The organism is Neobacillus sp. KR4-4 (assembly GCF_042136325.1).
Taxonomy (GTDB): Bacteria; Bacillota; Bacilli; order Bacillales; family Cytobacillaceae; genus Neobacillus.
The window spans coordinates 1-20017 of the sequence record NZ_JBHHJU010000022.1; the positions used below are offsets into that span (position 1 = coordinate 1).

General features: G+C 37.6%; 19 protein-coding genes. 8 read left to right on the top strand and 11 right to left on the bottom strand.

Features of this window, described 5'->3' with window-relative positions; genetic code table 11:
* Positions 1-166: 166 nt before the first annotated feature.
* The 6 genes from ACE198_RS19530 to ACE198_RS19555 all read right to left on the bottom strand — a co-directional run bounded on the left by ACE198_RS19530 (position 167) and on the right by ACE198_RS19555 (position 7647).
* On the bottom strand, positions 167-2461 hold the full coding sequence (locus ACE198_RS19530) for a thiamine pyrophosphate-dependent enzyme (protein ID WP_375376747.1): 2295 nt from the start codon (positions 2459-2461) through the stop codon (positions 167-169).
* Positions 2461-3474: a 2-oxoacid:acceptor oxidoreductase family protein gene (locus ACE198_RS19535; RefSeq protein ID WP_375376748.1), complete on the bottom strand. Its 1014-nt coding sequence runs from the start codon at positions 3472-3474 to the stop codon at positions 2461-2463. Before ACE198_RS19535 ends, ACE198_RS19530 begins: the two co-directional genes overlap by 1 nt.
* Positions 3475-3750: 276 nt before the next feature.
* Positions 3751-4470 carry a LutC/YkgG family protein gene (locus ACE198_RS19540; protein WP_375376749.1) on the bottom strand — a complete coding sequence of 240 codons (720 nt, stop codon included), beginning with the start codon at positions 4468-4470 and terminating at the stop codon, positions 3751-3753.
* A 2-nt stretch (positions 4471-4472) separates the two neighbouring features.
* On the bottom strand, positions 4473-5897 hold the full coding sequence (locus tag ACE198_RS19545; RefSeq protein WP_375376750.1) for a LutB/LldF family L-lactate oxidation iron-sulfur protein: 1425 nt from the start codon (positions 5895-5897) through the stop codon (positions 4473-4475).
* 83 nt (positions 5898-5980) lie between these two features.
* On the bottom strand, positions 5981-6697 hold the full coding sequence (locus tag ACE198_RS19550; RefSeq protein ID WP_098572552.1) for a (Fe-S)-binding protein: 717 nt from the start codon (positions 6695-6697) through the stop codon (positions 5981-5983).
* Between the two features lie 221 nt (positions 6698-6918).
* Positions 6919-7647 (bottom strand): FadR/GntR family transcriptional regulator, encoded by a 729-nt coding sequence (locus ACE198_RS19555; RefSeq protein WP_375376751.1) that lies wholly within the window; start codon positions 7645-7647, stop codon positions 6919-6921.
* Positions 7648-7968: 321 nt separating this feature from the next.
* Between ACE198_RS19555 and ACE198_RS19560 the strand changes: the two genes are divergently transcribed.
* Together ACE198_RS19560 and ACE198_RS19565 are read left to right on the top strand one after the other, a co-directional pair.
* Positions 7969-9660 (top strand): L-lactate permease, encoded by a 1692-nt coding sequence (locus ACE198_RS19560; RefSeq protein WP_098572550.1) that lies wholly within the window; start codon positions 7969-7971, stop codon positions 9658-9660.
* 119 nt (positions 9661-9779) lie between these two features.
* Positions 9780-11525 carry a B12-binding domain-containing radical SAM protein gene (locus ACE198_RS19565; protein WP_375376752.1) on the top strand — a complete coding sequence of 582 codons (1746 nt, stop codon included), beginning with the start codon at positions 9780-9782 and terminating at the stop codon, positions 11523-11525.
* An 18-nt stretch (positions 11526-11543) separates the two neighbouring features.
* Here ACE198_RS19565 and ACE198_RS19570 read toward each other — a convergent pair whose 3' ends face one another.
* Both ACE198_RS19570 and ACE198_RS19575 read right to left on the bottom strand, forming a co-directional pair.
* Positions 11544-11681, bottom strand: coding sequence for a hypothetical protein (locus tag ACE198_RS19570; RefSeq protein WP_180230027.1), 138 nt, complete (start codon positions 11679-11681; stop codon positions 11544-11546).
* Positions 11681-11842, bottom strand: coding sequence for a hypothetical protein (locus tag ACE198_RS19575; RefSeq protein WP_166257651.1), 162 nt, complete (start codon positions 11840-11842; stop codon positions 11681-11683). The genes ACE198_RS19570 and ACE198_RS19575 overlap by 1 nt, the downstream gene beginning before the upstream one ends.
* A 140-nt stretch (positions 11843-11982) precedes the next feature.
* On the opposite strand from ACE198_RS19575, the gene ACE198_RS19580 reads away from it, so the two are divergent.
* From ACE198_RS19580 to ACE198_RS19605, 6 genes are all read left to right on the top strand, one after another.
* The gene (locus tag ACE198_RS19580; RefSeq protein ID WP_375376753.1) at positions 11983-12336 is read left to right on the top strand and encodes a DUF3905 domain-containing protein; all 354 of its coding nucleotides are present in this window, start codon (positions 11983-11985) and stop codon (positions 12334-12336) included.
* A 110-nt stretch (positions 12337-12446) separates the two neighbouring features.
* Positions 12447-13574 (top strand): CdaR family transcriptional regulator, encoded by a 1128-nt coding sequence (locus ACE198_RS19585; RefSeq protein WP_375376754.1) that lies wholly within the window; start codon positions 12447-12449, stop codon positions 13572-13574.
* A gap of 121 nt (positions 13575-13695) precedes the next feature.
* Positions 13696-15159: a glycolate oxidase subunit GlcD gene (gene glcD / locus ACE198_RS19590; protein WP_375376755.1), complete on the top strand. Its 1464-nt coding sequence runs from the start codon at positions 13696-13698 to the stop codon at positions 15157-15159.
* The gene (locus ACE198_RS19595) at positions 15156-16481 is read left to right on the top strand and encodes a (Fe-S)-binding protein (RefSeq protein WP_375376756.1); all 1326 of its coding nucleotides are present in this window, start codon (positions 15156-15158) and stop codon (positions 16479-16481) included. Before glcD ends, ACE198_RS19595 begins: the two co-directional genes overlap by 4 nt.
* Before the next feature lie 39 nt (positions 16482-16520).
* On the top strand, positions 16521-16688 hold the full coding sequence (locus ACE198_RS19600) for a multidrug transporter (protein WP_375376805.1): 168 nt from the start codon (positions 16521-16523) through the stop codon (positions 16686-16688).
* Between the two features lie 130 nt (positions 16689-16818).
* Positions 16819-17016 (top strand): alpha/beta-type small acid-soluble spore protein, encoded by a 198-nt coding sequence (locus ACE198_RS19605; protein WP_026566245.1) that lies wholly within the window; start codon positions 16819-16821, stop codon positions 17014-17016.
* Positions 17017-17060: 44 nt separating this feature from the next.
* Here the strand turns inward: ACE198_RS19605 and ACE198_RS19610 are convergent, their stop codons facing one another.
* From ACE198_RS19610 to ACE198_RS19620, 3 genes are all read right to left on the bottom strand, one after another.
* The gene (locus ACE198_RS19610; RefSeq protein ID WP_375376757.1) at positions 17061-18302 is read right to left on the bottom strand and encodes an anti-sigma factor domain-containing protein; all 1242 of its coding nucleotides are present in this window, start codon (positions 18300-18302) and stop codon (positions 17061-17063) included.
* A complete protein-coding gene (gene sigI, locus ACE198_RS19615; protein ID WP_375376758.1) occupies positions 18299-19048 on the bottom strand; it encodes an RNA polymerase sigma factor SigI in 750 nt (249 codons plus the stop codon). Before sigI ends, ACE198_RS19610 begins: the two co-directional genes overlap by 4 nt.
* Before the next feature lie 309 nt (positions 19049-19357).
* On the bottom strand, positions 19358-19822 hold the full coding sequence (locus tag ACE198_RS19620; protein ID WP_098572542.1) for a hypothetical protein: 465 nt from the start codon (positions 19820-19822) through the stop codon (positions 19358-19360).
* Between the last annotated feature and the right edge of the window lie 195 nt (positions 19823-20017).

Genomic DNA, 20017 nt, shown 5'->3' on the forward strand with positions numbered 1-20017 from the left:
GCTCCCCGAACCGCCCGCGGAAAGCGAAGCCGCCTGGAACGGAAATCAACAGACTAGTTTAATGAGCCAAACAAAAAAGACTGTCGATTTAAAACCCGAAATCCTTCGGATTTGTCGACAGTCTGAAACACTCCCAAAAGGAAGTGTCTTTGATCTATTCTACTATTTACAACATTGGATTTTCATCTTTTGCTTTTAGACGCTGCCATCTTTTCTCAACTTCAGCTTCAAACTCTTCTAACATTGGCTTGTTCTCTTCTTTTAGTAGATGTTTTGTTTTTCCCATATACTTTAACCAATCCGAAAGTGGAATTCGTTTATTCTTTTCTTCTGGATTGTAAGTGATTGTTGTAACACCCTGTTCGACTTCATAAAGCGGGAAGAAACAAGAGTTTACCGCAGCCTCCACAATGGTTGTGCCAAAACGGTCATCGGATTTCCAGTTAAGTGGGCATGTGATGAGAATTTTACCATAAACTGTTCCAACATTTTGTGCATACCATTGTGCTTTTGCACCCTTTTTCACTAGGTCCTGAGGGAATGCCTCGGAACCAGTAAATACATATGGAATATTCGTTGCTGCCATTATTTGTGCGGTATCTTTATGATGGAAAGCTTTACCACGCTGTGTTTTTCCTACACCAGAAGTACTTGTCATATGACCGATTGGCGTGGAATATGACATTTGTGAGCCGGTATTCATGTAGCCCTCATTATCATATTCAAGCATAATTAGCTTATGACCACGAAGAGCTGTACCAATAGCTGATCCCATTCCGATATCCATTCCGCCATCGCCAGTAATCATTACAAATGTAGCATCATCAGATACTTGAATTTCACCGCGGCGTTTTAATTCCATGAATGCTTCAACTGTACCTGATAACGTTGCAGCACCGTTTTGGAATAAATTATGCATCATTGTTTGCTTATGGGATGTGCTTGGATAGGATGTTGTTGTTACATAGGCACATCCAGTTTGGAATAGTGTAACGATGTCTCCTTCAATTCCTTTAAAGAACAACTCAAGACCAGCAAAAATACCACAGCCCGGACATGCACCGTGACCTGATGCAATTCGTTTCGGTTTACCAGTTAAGGCCCTAAGTGGTGGAATTTTCACTTTTAATTTATTGGTTTCTTCATCCATCTTTACATCAATTAATCCGGTTTTAAAGACATCCCCATGTTGTGGTAAAATAACTGGTTTGAGAATTTTCTCAGGATTGCCAGGGATATGTCCATAGTAATCAAATGGCTTTTCGGCAAAGCCTTTTTCCAATGTATCCAATGCCATATCAAAGAAAGCCTCGGCATCACTTGCATAGAAATCCTTACCTCCAAGTCCAAATACACGACTTAACACAATCGTCTTGTTGTCTTTGTCATCTTGAAGGGCAGATTTCACTTCATGTGTAAGATTAGGCCCATTTGCTCCATAAGAATCCGCGCGTTCCCCAATTAATAATGATTTTACATTCTTAAGAGCTTCGCGAATTTCTTTTGCTGGGAATGGACGAATAATATTCGGGCTGATCACACCAGCCTTTATTCCTTTTTCACGAAGTTGATCCACAACATCTTTAGCAGATTCTGCTGCAGAGTTTAATAGAAATAAAGCTACCTCTGCATCTTCCATTTTATATAAATCTAGTATAGGATATTCTCTTCCAGAAAGCTTCGCGTATTCTTCAGCTACTTCTTTAAATACCTCACCAGCATTATACATTGCTTCTGACTGCTGGAAGTGATTATTAAGGAAATCATCTCCGCTCATATGCGCACCAATTGTTACTGGTTTACTTAAATCCCTGATAAAGTTGTAATCTGTTGGGCATTCACCCACAAATTGCTGCACAACACTGCGATCCTTAAAGAATTCCACCCGGCGCTTTTGGTGAGAAGTAAAGAATCCATCATAAGCCACAATAACAGGTAAACGGACTTTAGAATGTTCTGCAATTTTTAAAGCCATAATATTCATATCATAAACTGCTTGCGGGGTTTTTGCTGTTAATATGACCCAGCCTGTATTTAAAGCATAATATAAGTCAGAATGATCTCCGCGAATATCTAATGGACCACTGACAGCACGTGTAACAAGATTCATTACCATAGGAAAACGAGTACCTGATTGGACTGGCATCTGCTCAAGCATATACAAGAATCCATTTGCACTTGTTGCATTGATTACCCTTGCACCAGTTGCTGCTGCACCATAGCAAATCCCGGCCGAACCATGCTCACCATCTGCAGGAATCAGTTTAATATCATGTTCTCCACGTGTTTTCATTTGATCTAGAAATTGAGCAACCTCTGTGGAAGGCGTAATTGGGAAGTATCCCATAATATGATAATTGATTTGGGCTGCAGCCATTGCGGCCATTTCATTCCCTGATTCAAAAGTAGAAATTTGTTCTGCAATCCTTTTTGCTGTTAATTTATCTTCTAAAATAGACATTATTGGACCCCTCCTGCAATATACGGAAAGTTTTGCTTTACGCGGTGTTCATCTGCATACCCAAGTAACTCACGAAGATCACCAAGGGCATCTGTTGGACAGGCCTCCACGCATTTCAGGCAGCCCTTACAGTATTGATAATCAATACCTTTAAGGAACATTTGTTTTCTGCCGCGCTTATCCTCCCCTTCTTCCCAAACGAAACAAAAGTCCGGACAAACATTGTCACAAGCTGCACAGTTAATACATTTCTCTTGCTGGAATTCTGGAAGGAATCCTTGGCGTGAGCCGCTTAAATCTTTATAAATACTATTAGCTTGTGAAACCATGACTCCACCGATTTCCTGGGTCATGTATCCAAGCATTGGCAATGAACGGGTAAAGGATTTTCCTTCCGCACCGGCTGGTACTTCGTATGTTTTAAATTGAACCTCATTATAACCGCGATCAAAAGTACGGATATTTGGTTCAACTAGATGTGGGTATTTTTTTGTGAACGTTTTCCTTATTACATCTCTCATTGATTCTGGATCTAAAAAGTCACAAATGCGATAGAGTGCACCTAGCATGGCTGTATTTACTTTCGTTTTTTCCTCAACGGCAATCGAAAGGGCATCTATTATAGCAAGTGTACCGTATTGCAATTGTAAATCCTTTTTTACTTCATCAAAATCTCTCGAGGTATTAACGAGTACGATACCATCAGCATTTAATCCGCTGACAACATTAACAGTTCTATATAAAGCTTCATGGAAAACCCCAACAATATGTGGTTGTTCAATTGGACTATGGTCTCTAATTTCCACTTCTGGTTCACAGAAGCGGATGAAACTCTTTACTGGAGAGCCCTTTTTTTCGGATCCGTAGGATGAAAAATTGGATCCTTTCAAGCCAAGACTCAAAACGCCTGCCTCCGCCAACATTTTTCCAGCAAGGTTAGCACCTAACCCCCCAATTGATTCAAGACGGATTTCAAAAAATCCTAGTTCATTTTTTTTCGGTAAAATAGACATAATGTCCCTCCCTGACTTCGTTCAATAAAACTCCACGAAATAGACATAAAATTTTACTATCCCACAACCATTGTAAAACGAATATTTTTATTAATCTGTGATAAAAGTCAAACACAAAGAAAAAAATTTTGTAACACAAAAGTTAATTATTGAATAAACGCAAGTATATATGATATTCAAGACGACATTTCATTATATAACAGATTATAAATTGTTGTATAACAGGATAAAACAAAAAAGGCCTGCACCGATTATGGTACAGACCTCTAAAAATTTTTATAAATCATTAATGACAATATATGATGCCTTTACAGGTCCATGAACTCCAACGACAAGATTCAATTCAATATCTGCAGAGTTACTCGGTCCAGTAATAAAATTGATGCATGAAGCTACGTGACCAGTTTTCTTATGAATCTCCCGCATCTTTTGAGATGCTTGCGTAATGCGCGGTACTAGTGTACTTTTCGGTATAAGTGCGATATAGGTGGCAGGGAGAAAACTGACAGTTCTCCCCTTATTCTCATCGCTAAACAATACGACCGTTCCGGATTCAGCCAGTGTTATTTCACTAATTGTAATCCCCACATTGGCCTTCTCTGCTTTTGCAATGTTTTGGTGCCCCTTGCTATGATTCCATTCGTAAACTTCTATATTCTGTGCTGGCCATTCCTTTTTTATAAGTGGATCGAGTCCCCACTTGGAAAAGCGTTCATCTTTCCATGTGACAATCGGACCACCGCCAAAGCCAGAGACTACTTCATTTAGGACTGAAGGTAAATCATTGCTATCAGTTACATAAAGGCGCGTATGAATTTTTTCACATTGCTCTTTAAGAACCTCTAACAATTCATCTTGTGTAGCATCCTTTAATACCTCATATTGGGGCTGGAATTTCCAGGCCGGCCTTTCAACGGGGGAGGAAATGCGCGGCCGCCCAAGACTGCCCGCAATTTGGTTTAGAAATTTATCTCGATTGTGAATCGTCCCAACCATGATTATTTGCCTCCTTTTTCACGGTTTTTAAACCAATCTCTGAATCGCTCTTTATTTGGTGCCGGAAAATCTCGAATATCTGTCCAAGCCTTTAATGGACCTGGTCCTTTAGTTATCTTCTCACCCACTGTAAAAGGGTTCATGGCAGCGGGTGCCATCTTAGATCCTATCTTATACATGATTGGAGAGGCTGCCCCTAAACCAAAAGCTTTCATTAATAGCTTTTCGGATATTGGTGCTTTTCCCTCTTTTTCGACAATAACTTCTCGGTGTTTATGAAGAAGGTTATGTAACGGGATTTTTACTGGACATACTTCTGTGCAAGCACCACATAGGGTAGAAGCGTAAGGAAGCTCTTTAAATTCGTCATATCCGCCTAATAATGGTGATAGGACTGCACCGATAGGGCCGGAATAAATAGAGCCGTATGAGTGCCCGCCCACATGCCGATACACTGGACATACGTTAATACAGGCAGCACAGCGGATACACTGTAAAACAGATTGGAACTCTCCCCCAAGTATCTTGGATCTTCCGTTATCAACAATGACAAGGTGAAATTCCTCCGGACCATCGACATCTAATGCTTCTTTCGGTCCTGTTAACACAGTAATATAGCTAGTTAATTTCTGACCTACCGCACTTCTCGTTAGTAAACTAACTAAAACTTCCATCTCTTCAAAGGTTGGAACCAGTCTTTCCATTCCCATAACTGTAATTTGTGTTTTAGGTAATGCTGTTACTAAATCAGCATTTCCTTCGTTAGTTACTAGACTAAAAGAACCAGTTTCGGCCACAGCAAAATTACAGCCAGTAATTCCGATATCGGCTGATAGGTATTCCTTACGAAGCATCTCACGGGCATGCCATGCTAATTCTTCTGGTTTTGATGTTTTTGTGTAACCTAACCTATCCGTAAACACATCACGAATTTGTTCTTTATTTTTATGAAGCGCTGGTACAACAATATGTGATGGGGGATCATGATCATCAATTTGAAGAATGTATTCACCAAGGTCTGTTTCTATAACCTCACATCCCTCTTTTTCCAACATTGCATTTAAACTGATTTCTTCAGTTACCATCGATTTCGATTTAACAATTTTCTTGGCTTCCTTCTTTTTTACAATCCCTTGGATGTACTCATTTGCTTCTTCCTTAGTTTGTGCAAAAAATACATGTCCGCCACGCTTGGCAACATTCTCACTTAGTTGTTCTAAATAATAATCCAAGTTTTCCAGTACATGTTGGCGGATTTCTTCTCCATGCGAGCGCCATTCTTCCCAGTTTCCTAGTTCCTCAGCGGCGACTCTTCTTTTTACACCCATACCGTCCTGTGCTCCAGCAACAGCCCCGCGCATGAAGTCATCATGAATTCCTTTATCAACACGTTCTTTAAAATGTTCTGTGCTAATCTTCATTGCCATACAATCATTCCTCCATTCTTCTAAGTTAATAAAACTTGTCTGTTGATTTCCGCTCCAGGCACTTCAATCAACAGAGTCCAAAATCAACGGCTATTTAATACCTCGGCAATATGCATTACCTTGATTGGCTTACCAACTCTATCAATTCTTCCGCCGATATTCATCAAACAGGCTGCATCCGCACCGATTAGATACTCAGCCCCAGTTTCTTCAACGTGTCGGACTTTTTCATCCACCATTTGCTCTGAAATTTGAGCCATTTTTACCGCAAAAGTCCCCCCAAAACCACAGCATTGTTCCTTCCCAGGCAATTCAGTAAACCTTAGACCTTTTACATTACTTAATAGAATCATAGGAGCTTTCTTTACACCCAACAATCTTGTCATGTGACAGGAGGTATGATAGGTTACACTTCCTTCAAAACGGGCACCGACATCTTCAATTTTCAAAACATCAACAATGAATTGCGTAAGTTCAAATGATTTTTCAGCAAGTCTTTTTGCTTTTGGTTCCCAAACCGGGTCTCCCTTAAAGATATGCTGATATTCATGGAACATAGTTATGCAGGACCCTGATGGAGAGACTATGTATTCAGCATCGCTAAACGTGTCGATCATTCGTTTCATAGCTTCTTTTGTTTCTTTAACATAACCACTATTATATGATGGCTGCCCGCAACAAACTTGCGATTCAGGAAAATCAATTTCACACCCGAGCCTCTCAAGTAATTCGACAGTGGCCTTTCCTACATTACTTTTGAACATATCTACAATACAAGTTGCAAAAAGTGTAACCTTCATGATTGTCTTCCTCTCCTATTTTTCAAATTTACACGAGTTCCGCTGATGAACTGGTCATCTGATGACTAATTGAAAAAAATTAAGATTTTTATATCATTCATACTACAATAAAAGTAGACCCTATTGAAAGTGCTTCCAGTAAAAAAAAAGAAAATTTTAAAAAACATGCGTTCCAAATTAGTTTGGAGGCTGCATGTTTTTTGAATTAATTATACAAAAAGTTAGCTTGTAAAATTCGCAGATTGAAAATATTTTTGTAATACGGCTTCAACGTTCTCAAGATGTAAAAGCATAAACTTTCTTGCTTTTTCTTCATCCTGTTCTTTAACCGCTTCAAATATATCCTTATGTTCATCATAAAGTCGTTCCATCGTGGTTTGTTTAGAAAAGAGCCAAACACGACGTGTTTCTTTCATGGTTTCTCCCATTAATCCAGAAACATGATTCATCAAGCTAAGCAGCAAAGGGTTTTGCGCGGCATCGGCAAGAGCAAAATGAAATTGGAGATCAGCTTTTTCGCCCAGTGTTTCATTCCCTTGAGCATTTCTCATTTCTTCAAGTGCTTCCTCCATCATTACTAAATGGTGACTTGTTCTTTTTTTCGCAGCTGCAGCAGCCGTTCCAATTTCAATAATCTTACGAACCTCTAATAATTGAGCAATGTCTTCTTGGTTCATTAAAATAGCTGTTGATAGTGGGAAAGTAATTTGATCTGATTCAAATTCCTTTATGAAAGTACCTTCCCCTTGCTTCATTTCAACGAGCCCCATCGCTCTTAAAGAGGTTAACGCTTCACGGATGGCGGAGCGGCCTACTTGGAAATTTTCTGCAAGTTGTTGTACCGAATCAAGTTTTTCCCCAGGTTTAACCTGACCCGTTCGAATCATTTCATATATGGCCTCTGCTACTTCTTCATAGATCTTTTTTGGTTTTATTTTTTTATAATTCACCGGTCCAGCCCCTAACAAGCATTTGTTTCTTAGATCCATCTTCATTATACAGTTTTTTCAAAAATCTGCCTATATAATCAACTTTATCACTATAAACAAGATTCCACTATTCGTTACGTAATAATATTTAATAATGGAAATTTTTTAAAAAAAGATTGAATTTCTTCGGTTTCGTCCCTATAATTCATTTTAGAAGCAAGAAACATCTAGTCATCTGATGACCTTGTCACCATTTGTAAGCGATTGCTAATTTAAGGGAGGGTAGAATTTATTATTTGGAGAAAAAATCAAAAAAAGCTAATTCGGGGGGATTAAGCTATTATGACATTTACTCAAAACTTTACAGCAGTGGGAGATAATCTCGCATTATCTGCTGTTGTTGCACTAATTCCGATTCTTTACTTTTTCTGGGCTTTAGCCATTAAACGGATGAAAGGCTATCTTGCAGGAGTATCTACACTTGCTATAGCCTTGGTGATTGCTATTTTTGCCTATAAAATGCCTGCAGGTATGGCATTTATGTCGGCCTCACAAGGTGCTGTCTATGGAATACTGCCGATTGGCTGGATTATCATTACATCAGTATTCCTCTATAAACTTACTGTAAAGACTGGACAATTTGATATTATTCGAACCTCTGTTGTTTCTATTACGGAGGACCGCCGTTTACAAGCATTATTGGTAGCGTTTTCCTTTGGAGCTTTTCTTGAAGGTGCCGCTGGTTTTGGTGCACCTGTTGCCATTTCCGCTGCTCTTTTGGTAGGATTAGGATTTAATCCTTTATATGCTGCAGGGCTTTGTCTAATTGCTAATACTGCACCTGTTGCATTCGGAGCGATTGGTGCACCGATTATTGCCATGGAAGGGCCAACTGGTATTGCAGCAACAGAGATCTCAAAAATGGTAGGCCGCCAGTTGCCATTTTTATCGGCCTTTATCCCATTCTATCTAGTATTTATCATGGCCGGCTGGAAAAAAACGAAAGAAGTCATGCCAGCTATTCTCGTATCAGGAGTAGCATTTGCTGGTACTCAATTTTTTACCTCTAACTTTATGGGACCAGAACTTCCCGATATCTTATCAGCTTTAGTTTCCTTATTTGCACTAGCTGTCTTCTTAAAATTCTGGAAGCCAAAAACAATCTTCCGATTTTCTTCTGAGCAAGAACTTGCTGCTACATCGGCAAGGAAACTTAAAACACAAGAAGTTAAACATACGGGAGGGCAAATTTTCAAGGCATGGTCACCTTTCCTATTGTTAACAGCAATTATTACATTATGGGGTATTCCTACCGTTAAGCTTGCATTAACTGGTCATTACGAGGGGGCAAACGCCATCTTAAAAGCAGTTAATTCTATTGGGCATGCACTTACATATATTCCAAATGTGCCATTAATAAATAATAAAATCATTAACACAGCAGGAGCTCCAATCCCAGCAATATATAAATTGGAACTTCTTGGAGCAGCCGGTACAGCAATCTTAATCGCAGCAATTTTAACAAAATTCATCGTTGGCATCTCTTGGAAAAATTGGGCTATTACTTTTGGCGAAACCATCAATGAATTAAAATATCCAGTCATTACAATTGCTGCTGTTGTTGGTTTTGCCTATGTTACGAATGCATCTGGAATGAGTACTACTCTTGGAATGACACTTGCCAAAACAGGTTCATTACTATTTCCGTTTTTCTCACCTTTCCTTGGCTGGCTTGGTGTGTTCATTACTGGGTCTGATACTTCTGCAAACTTATTATTCGGTAACCTCCAAAAAATCACTGCGACTTCTATTGGTATGGATCCGGTGTTAGCTCTGGCAGCTAACTCTTCCGGCGGAGTAACCGGAAAAATGATTTCACCACAATCAATAGCTGTTGCCTGTGCCGCTGTTGGACTTGCAGGTAAGGAATCCGAACTGTTCCGCTTCACAATCAAACACAGCTTCTTCCTAGTAATAATTATTGGAATTATGACCTTTGTTCAGAGTCATTACCTCAGTTTTATGATTCCTTAATAATTATTTTGTAAGACCCATGCCAAACCGGCATGGGTCTTTTGTATCGTTTGCTTCTTTTTTTCTCTAAACTAGGCTATAATAAAATATTGTTTTCATTTATGCAAAGGAGTTTTTATATGAATGTTATTTGTTCAACCCTGAATGCTAAGTTTATTCATACCAACCTAGCGATTCGCTGTCTAAAGGCTTATGCAGCACCAGATTTTAATATACAAATTAAGGAATATACCATAAAGGACCCTATTTTAAATATTGTGACAGATCTCTATCAACAGAAACCGAAGGTGATTGGATTTAGCTGTTATATCTGGAACATTGAAGAAACCATTAAAGTGGTGAATCTGTTAAAAAAAGTGGACCCATCGCTAGTTATTGTTCTAGGCGGACCTGAGGTTACTTATGACACACGTGAATGGATGGAAAAAGTCCCTGAGGTGGACTTTATTGTTATGGGTGAAGGTGAACAAACCTTTAAACAGTTACTAACTGAAATCCAAAATAATCATAACTTTAAAAAAGTACCTGGAATTGCCTTACGTGAGAATCAGCAAATAGTCATTACTCCCCAAATGAATAAGTTGGACCTAAAGGAATTACCTTCACCCTATCGTTTCCCTGAAGATATCTCCAATTTAGGCAAACGAGTCACCTATATTGAGACTAGCCGTGGTTGTCCATTCAGCTGTCAATTTTGCTTGTCATCGATTGAGGTGGGTGTCCGATACTTTGACCGTGAAAAAATTAAAGAAGATATACGCTATTTAATGGCTAATGGGGCAAAAACAATTAAGTTTGTCGATCGTACCTTTAATATTAGCAGGAGTTATGCTATGGAAATGTTTCGTTTCTTAATTGATGAACATCTTCCTGGAACCGTCTTTCAGTTTGAAATTACAGCAGATATCATGCGTCCTGAAGTAATTGAATTTCTTAATCAAGAAGCACCTAAAGGTCTTTTCCGCTTTGAAATCGGTGTTCAATCCACCAATGACTTTACCAATGAACTGGTGATGCGAAAACAAAATTTTTCGAAACTGACTAGGACAGTCTCAATGGTAAAAGAAGGTAGGAAAATAGACCAGCATCTTGATTTAATAGCTGGTTTACCTGAAGAAGATTACGCTTCTTTTCGAAAGACTTTCAATGATGTATTTGAGCTCCGTCCGGAAGAGCTGCAATTAGGTTTTCTAAAAATGCTCAGAGGCACAGGAGTAAGGCTTCGGGCAGATGACCATAAATATATATATATGGATCATTCTCCCTATGAAATCTTAAGCAACAATGTCCTCTCTTTCGACGATATTGTTAGAATTAAGCAAGTTGAGGATGTGTTGGAAAAATACTGGAATGACCATCGGATGGATGCTACTGTGGAATATTTAATAACCAATGTATTTCCTTCACCGTTTGACTTCTTTCAAGAATTTGGTTCTTTCTGGGAAAGCCAAGGCTGGTCCAGAATTGGTCATCAACTTGAAGATTTATTCCGTAGACTGTATACCTTTTTAGAACACCAGGATGTTGCTGAGCTTGATGTTATTGTTGGGCTAATGAAGTATGATTACCTTTTGAAGCACAAATTCAAACCAAGAAAACCTTGGTGGGAAGCAAGCTTTAATAAAGAAAAAAGAACACAAATTTACAAACAAATTTCCGAACATCCGTTTATTTTAGGGGATTCGTTTGTTGAACTTGGCCTCGATGAAAAAGAATTGTTTAAACATACGATGCTTGAAGAACTCACCTTTGATTTATCAGAATTCCTAACAAGCGGGAAGATTTTTAAACATCCTTCATGTCTTTTAGCTTATTTTGACCCCATGAACAGTCGTACACAGATTTTTTCATATTTAGAAAAATAACAAGCCGGCGTTGCCGGCTTATTTCTTTTTATTATTTTTCTTCTCTTTTTGTGTCACCTGCATAATGTCATATAATTTTGTGCCGTTAACATCGCCAAATTCGATGCTGAATTCTTCAGTAGGAATACGTGGTGGGGTTTTACGGCGGCTTTTCATTAACTTCTTCCCTTTTTCCCTAGTTTTGAGTTTCGATTTTGAAATCTAATCGCATTGTTATTATCAGTGAATTCCGCTGAAAATTCACTTTCTTGAACATTTTTATGAGGTGTTTTTGTATATTTTTCCACTGCATCAAATTCTGCTTTACGTTTTGCCATCAAATAATCCTCCCAGAAAATAGTTTAACCTTACTACCCTAGTTTTGAACAAACTAAAGGTAATCATTCCTTTCCTTTTTTTTCATAAATAAATTTGCTCTACTCGAAGAAAATAAAGAAAAAACAGGAGTGATTTGAAAATGAAAAAAATGAAAAATACACAGTCCCCCGAGCCAGTAAGCTTGAATGAAACCATGCCTCATCAAATCAGTGCCCCTAGCTTTGAGGGTACTGGAATAAAAATGGAGCCTCCCTTTGTTAATGAACATGGTGTTACGATTGGTGATAGTATTTATGCCTCGCCTAATTCTCCTCTAGAGAACTGGACAAAAGATACCGACCCTTCGATTATGGCGGGAGATAAATGGGTTCATCCGACTAATGATATTGGCTGGAACACAAGTGAAAACCGTGAGTTATTGGAAAGTAAAAAGAAACCGCAAGCATACCCTTTTATGCATCCTTCAAAAGATGTAAGTCAAGGAAGTGATTAAGTTCATCATTTTCACCAAACTCTGGATGACACATCCAGAGTTTTTTTTACCAAACAACCTGCAGGCAAACACTGCTATAATAGAAGCAGTTGTTCTTGGAGGTGTCACCCTTGATATTACCTGAATTAGCTGAAAAAATTGTCAAAGAAGTCCAGAAGTTAATTGGTGAAGATATTATTGTTGTAAACACGGAAGGCTATATCATTGCAAGCACTGACTTCGATCGAGTAGGGTCTTTCCATGAAGGAGCTTTGATTGCATTACAACAAAAAAGAAAGATGATCATTACACATGAAGACCAATTAAAGTTAACAGGTGTAAAAGCTGGGATTAATTTACCGATTTTCTTTCAACATGATGTGATTGGAGTAATTGGAATTACTGGCGAACCAAATAAAGTTACCCCTTTTGGTGAAGTAATCCGAAAAATGACTGAACTCCTTATTAGTGAAAATTATTATGCCGAACAGTTTGAATGGCATACGCGAGCATTAGAATCATTCATAATGGATTGGGTCCAAGCCAAAGAGTGGAATTACTCTTTCTTAGACCGAGCTAAGCTTCTTTCAATTGACATAACAGTCAAAAGATTGGTTGTAATTATTGAATTTATCGGGTTAAACGCACCACTTTCGAGGGATAGTTGGACAATGATTTTTAATAGGTTTCAGCAAAATTCAAAAGAAGTTGTCGCTAGGTCTGGCAATGATAGGATGGTATTACTCATAAATTGCTCTAATCGACCTACACGGGAGAGTATTGAGAGACGTTTACAGCATTTTTTTCAATTCTTGACAAACAATTTCGGGATTCAAGCGATTGCTGGTGTTGGTCAGGCAACGAATTCTCAGGAAATTAGTGATTCCTATCGACAAGCTGAAAGATCTTTGAACATAGCAAAGTTAAATACCTCGATTATTTTCGATGAAGATTTGACTCTTGAAATGATTTCTGAAGAAATAAATCCCAAAACCAAAGCTGATTTTATTACAAGAACCATTGGACCCCTTTTGAAGGAAACAGAACTATTAGAAACCATTAAAGAATTATTTAAGCAAAATCATTCGTTGAAGAACACATCGAATACATTACATATACATATCAATACCCTCCACTATCGTTTAAAAAAAGTTGAGGAATTAACACAATTAACCCCTAATAATATCCATGATTTAGTTACATTGTATCTTGGCATTCTCTTTTTGGATGAACAAACAAAAATCAAAAAATATTATTGAGTTTTTTTAGATGTTTATCCATAGCAGGCAGATGCCTGTTTTTTTTATACTTAATTTAGAACATAAAAACACATTTACCTTGTAGGCGTATTCAGTGAATGAAGTGAATGGAGGAAACAGCATGCTTTCCAAAGTAGTAAAAGACAAATTAATCAGCATTGTTTCAAGGGAAAATTTTGATGATGCCAAAACCGAAAGACTTGTTTATTCCTATGATTCAACCCCAAACTTGCAGGCAATGCCGGATGCGGTTGTCAGCCCAAGGAATACAAAGGAAGTTTCAGAAGTTGTTAAGGTATGTAATGAAAATAAAGTGCCTATTGTACCGAGAGGTTCCGGGACAAATCTTTGTGGAGGCACATGCCCAACTGAGGGTGGCGTAGTTATTCTTTTCAAGCATATGAACAGTATTGTTGACTTAGATGAAGAAAATTTAACGATTACTGTCCAGCCAGGGGTCATATGCCTGGATGTAGCTAACGCTGCTTCAGCAAAAGGACTTTTTTATCCACCCGATCCAGGTTCAATGAAAATTGCCACGATTGGTGGAGCCATTAACGAAAACTCTGGTGGATTACGTGGACTTAAATATGGAGTCACCCGGGATTATGTGATTGGTCTTGAGGTTGTCATGCCAAACGGAGATATCGTAAGAACAGGTGGAAAACTGGCAAAGGATGTCGCAGGGTATGATCTTACCCGGTTAATGGTAGGTTCAGAAGGAACTCTTGGGATCATCACTGAAGCAATTTTAAAACTTATCCCCATGCCTGAAACTAAGAAAACGATGCTAGCCTTGTATCAGGATCTAGAAGCTGCAGCAAAATCTGTTTCCAAAATTATTGCCAATAAAATTATACCTGTCACACTTGAGTTCCTAGATCAACCTACGATCAGAGTAGTTGAAGACTATTCTCAAATTGGATTACCTACAGACGTTCAAGCAGTTCTATTAATTGAACAAGATGGCTCACCTGAAGTCGTCGAACGTGATATTGAAAAAATCATCAAGGTTTGTAAGCAGGAAGGTGCCGTCTCCGTTCAAGTAGCATCTTCAGAAGAAGAAGCATTAGCCTTAGCTGCTGCAAGGCGCACAGCACTTTCTGCACTTGCACGACTCAAGCCAACTACTGTACTTGAAGATGCTACTGTCCCAAGGTCAGAAATAGCGAAAATGGTAAACGCAATTAATAACATTGCTGACAAATACAATCTGCAAATTTGTACCTTTGGCCATGCAGGTGATGGAAATCTCCATCCTACATGCCCAACGGATGCAAGAAATCACGAAGAAATGGAACGTGTCGAGATGGCTTTTGCAGAAATCTTTGAAAGAGCAGTGGAACTTGGCGGAACCATTACAGGTGAGCATGGTGTCGGAGTTATGAAAGCACCGTATCTTGAATGGAAACTGGGTAAAGAAGGAATTGCCGTGATGAAAGCCATTAAACTTGCTTTGGATCCAAATAATATCATGAATCCGGGTAAGGTTTTTGCAAAAAGTTATAGGAAGCGCGTGGTAGTTTCTGGCCAGGGAACAGTTTTCGCAGCAGACGACAAAAAACACATGGTGGTTTCAAAATGACAACAGTGAAAGAAAAAGAAATCATCCAAGAACAGTTTAAAGTGAGAATGAATGAAGATGAATTATTAAATTGTATGCGCTGTGGTTTTTGTTTACCCGCGTGTCCCACATATATTGAATCAGGCTATAAAGAATCACATTCCCCGCGGGGCAGAATCGCCTTAATGAAGGCTGTTACCGATGGTTTAATTGAACCGGATGAAGACTTTGAGCGTTCGCTTAACCTATGTCTTGGCTGCGTAGCATGTGAAACTGTTTGCCCATCTGGAGTAAAGTATGGTCATTTACTTGAAGAAGCACGTGATATTGTCAGTCAGAATAAGAAACACTCATTATCGACTAGCATCGTTCGAAAAACAGTTTTCGAGGGATTGTTCCCACATCCAAAACGAATGAAAAATGTGACAGGGCTAATTGGGTTTTACCAACGTTCTGGTTTACAAACTATGGCGAGAAAAATTGGATTTTTAGGTATGTTGCCTGAGCATTTAACCTTAATGGAAAAAATACTTCCTCCAGTTTCAACGATGAAAGAACTGAAAAATAGACCGGTTCATGCAGAACCAATTGGAAAACAAACACACCGAGTTGCTTTCTTTAGCGGCTGTTTGATGGACTCCATGTTTATGAAAACAAATGATGCTACCATTAAATTACTCCAACTGGCTGGTTGTGAAATTGTTATTCCTGAGGAGCAAACCTGTTGTGGTGCCCTGCACGGTCATTATGGTGAAAAAGGAGGTTCAAAAGATCTTGCCAAGAGAAATATCAAAGCATTTGAGGATTTAAATGTTGATTTTATCATTACGAATGCCGGCGGTTGTGGTGCATTCTTACTTGGTTATGATCACTTATTAAAAGAAGACCCAGAGTGGAGTGACCGCGCTAAGAAGTTTACCGAAAAAATTCAAGATGTAACTGAAATTTTAGTTTCAGTTAACTTCCATGAAAGGGTAAAATTAGAGCTCCCACCTCAGATAATTACTTATCAGGATTCTTGTCATTTAAGAAATGTGATGAAAACTGCATCTGCCCCTAGGCTCCTTCTGCAGTCCATTAAAGGAGCTAAATATGTTGAAATGAATGATGCAGACCGTTGCTGCGGTTCGGCCGGTATATACAATATTATCGAATCAGAAATGTCAATGAAAATGCTTGATTACAAAATGGACCAAGCAAAAAATACCCACGCTTCCACAATTGTTACTACTAACCCTGGCTGCTTATTACAAGTAAAAGTTGGGATTGAAAAGGAAGGACTTGCTGATAAAATGCGAGGTGTTCACATCGTTGACCTCTTATTAGAGGCAGTGAAGGTATAGTAAAAAAGAGCCGTTTGGCTCTTTTTTATTTAATTGGCTGTGTTAAAAATTAATTTTAACACTCTGTTGATTGGAGTGGAAGGCACGAAGACTCCTGCGGGAGTACGGGGCAGGGGAGACCCCGCAGGCGCTAAAAGCGCCGAGGAGGCTCTCCGGCACGCCCGCGAACCGCTTGTGCCTGGAACGGAAATCAACAGACAAGTTTAACACAGCCATTTTATTAAAAATTTATATCCAATAACGAAAAACATTTCCACTTATAAAACAACAAAATAAATTAATAATACCTATACAGAGGTAAAATTATCTCTGTATTGAAAATAAGGAGCTGATTTATATGGCTAATAGCAGTAACAAGTTGTTAGTACCTGGGATTGAACAATATTTAGATCAAGTTAAATATGAAATCGCCCAAGAATTTGGAGTCAATTTAGGGTCAGATACAGTTTCAAGAGCAAATGGATCTGTAGGCGGGGAAATTACAAAACGCCTTGTCCAACAGGCACAAGCACAATTATCTGGACAACAACAATAATTTCATAAATATGGAAAAAGTCCGGAATTACTTCCGGACTTTATTTATCTATTTCTTCCATGAGAATTTTTATTTTTTTGGTCATCATCTTTATTTTTATTGATATGATGTTTATAGTTTTTATCCTCATGTTTATTTATTTCTTTTTCTTTATTTTTCCATTTACTTTGGTTTTTATCGATACCATTATGATTGTCTTTCTTTTTAGACTTTTCTTGGTTCAACGAATTTTTGTTCTCAGCTTTTTTTTCTTTGAAGGAGTCTCTATGACTGTCTTTCCCGTTAGACTTTTCTTGGTTCTGTGATTTTTTGTTTTCAGCCTTTTTTTCTTTTTGTTTATTATTTTGTTTTATAGGCCGCTCTTGATTTTGTTTTATATTATGTTCATCTATCTTTTTCAATTGTCCAGGTGGATTAACTTTTCCATTTATCCATTTCTTTTCCAATTGCCTTTTGTTTTCTGCAAATGCCTTATTTTGAACGGCCTTATTTTCTGTTTGTTTCTTCACTGGCCCTGAAGGAGTAGAGTGAACAGGCTGTTTCTTTTGTTTAGGTTTACTATCAGAAGTTTTCTTTTTATCTTTCGTTTTCACTTCATTTGTTCTATTAATGGAAACTTTGGTGTTATTATCGTGTAATTTACCAGCTGTAATGCCAAGTTTATGCGCTTTTTTTAATTCTTCTTTAGTAGGATTTACAACTATAAGTTCAACCTTTTGTTTGTCAACTGATGCTTTAATTTCTTCAATGTTTGCTTTAAGTTCCTTTTCCACTTTTTCATCAGGATCGGTGGTCCTTACTGCGGAAATGGTAACGTGTTCTTTTGTACTCAAAAAACCTTCTTTATTCATTTCAGCGAAAATCGTTTGTGCTAATTCAGAAACATTTTTCTTTTTCCAATTAGTCAGGTGTGAGACAATCTTCTTACCATCATTGTTAAATCCTATAATTTCAACAACCTGCATCTTTTTATTAACACCAAGTTCGATACTTGGATTAACATCAATTGACATATAGGCATACGCTTTATTACTTTGATACATTGGGAAAAATGAGCCAAGTATAATAACGAACGCAGCCACTAGTGCCCAAACAGGTTTAAATTTAAAAATGCTATTAAACCAACTAAAAGGATTTGAGCTTTTAACATGATCTATGGGAAAAAAGTGAATTTCTTCCCCAATTGCATAGGGCTGATTTTGCCTTCTGCTATGTAAAAACTCACCTTCAGGGGTCATAAGCGTTAGGAATTCTTCTTCTATTTCCATTATAATTCCCTTTTTCATGTGTCTAGCACCCCCTTTATATAATCTTTCATATAAACATAATCACTAGATAATATAAGTGCAATGGCAATAATATATTTCCTATTTCGTTCAATCGTCTTCCTGCTGACATCTACCATTTTCTCTAACTGTTTAATGGGCAGCCGTTTATTATTAAATAACATTTCTTTTAATTCTTCGTTTTCGACTAACAATTTTGCAGCGATAATTGCGTTTTTGCGTGCATCGACATGCTTAGGTGAATTCTCAACTAAGTCAGAAAAACTTAAATCAAAAGTAGTTAATAATTTCTGAAAATGAACAATTTCATCTTTTCTTAATTGTTCATCATTCTTTTTCTTGTAATCATCTAATGAGAGTTCATTAACAATAATTGTTCCAGCTGTTTCTTCTTCATTTGTATCATTAGTTAAGTCAAAACTTAAATGTTGATTTTTGGATTGCTTACGAATATAGTCAATTACTCTTCTTTTGATTATGACTTCAGAAAAACTCAATAAGGAGTTCCCACGCTCTGTAGAATATTTCTCAATCGCTTCATTGAACGCGATGAGCCCAATACTAAATTCATCATCGGTTTCATAGATATATCGTTTGCATACAGAAGATACTGTTTTTGCTATAAATGGTTTGTAGGAATTAATAATTTCATCAAGTAAATAACGGTCACCTTGTTGAATCAGAAGAACCGTTTCTTCCAAGGTGTTCTTCTTTTTCTTTTTGTCCATAAACAATAAACCTAGCATATGCTCACCTCTATTCGACCAATTATAACATATGAGTGTTATCTTGGACTTTTTTGGGGGTAAGCATTTAAAAAAAACAGCCCCAACAAAGGCTATCTTTTCCTGTTTATTGTTATAACCCTTATTTATTTATTTTTCTTTTTCCCAAACCACATCCTTTTATCTTGTTCCTAATGTATAAAAAGTTTATTTTCACTACATAGTTACGCTCCATCTGAAGCAATTTGTGGGGGTTCATTTTAAAAAAATTTTCCCAATAAAAAGCTTCAAACCAGAATATCCTGATTTGAAGCTTTTTATAAGTAATTTTTATTTTTGAAACTTTAAAGACAATAAAAATTTAATTAAAAAACCAATAAGCAACCCAGGGATTAAAAACAGCATCGGTAAAAAAACTGGGCCAGGATGAATTTGAAAAATTGTAACCTTAGGCGATACCATTAATCCTACAGTAACAAAATAGGCACCGAAGACAAATGGAAAAAACGAGTATTTTTCATTTTCAGGCATAGCTGAACGATAACCATCCCACAAGGAAAACAAATAGACACACGGGTAAAACATAAGCCATTGATAATTAAGTACCTTCTCTGCATTGTTAATTTCTCCTAAGAAACTATACATGATTGCCGAATTAAAGTGACTATTTGAATTGATCATTACTTCTAATGTAACAAACAATATTCCTTTGATATATTGACCCATTAACAATTGACTAAAACCAGGAAAAGCAATATTCCAAAAAACAGCTTCAAGTTTGCTCATCTTTTTCATCGTACAGTCCCGCTTCTCGTGGCATATTTTTAAAGCTAAGAATTCACTTAACTTAGTTTATCCATCTCTGCCAAAAAATAGCGGATATTCTATTATTTTTCCCAACTTAATTCTTTTTGAGGATGCGTAAGTAGGTTTTTGAAAATATAATCCAGTTTCGATTAGCTTGGAAATAACTTTTAAAAAGCTGAAGAA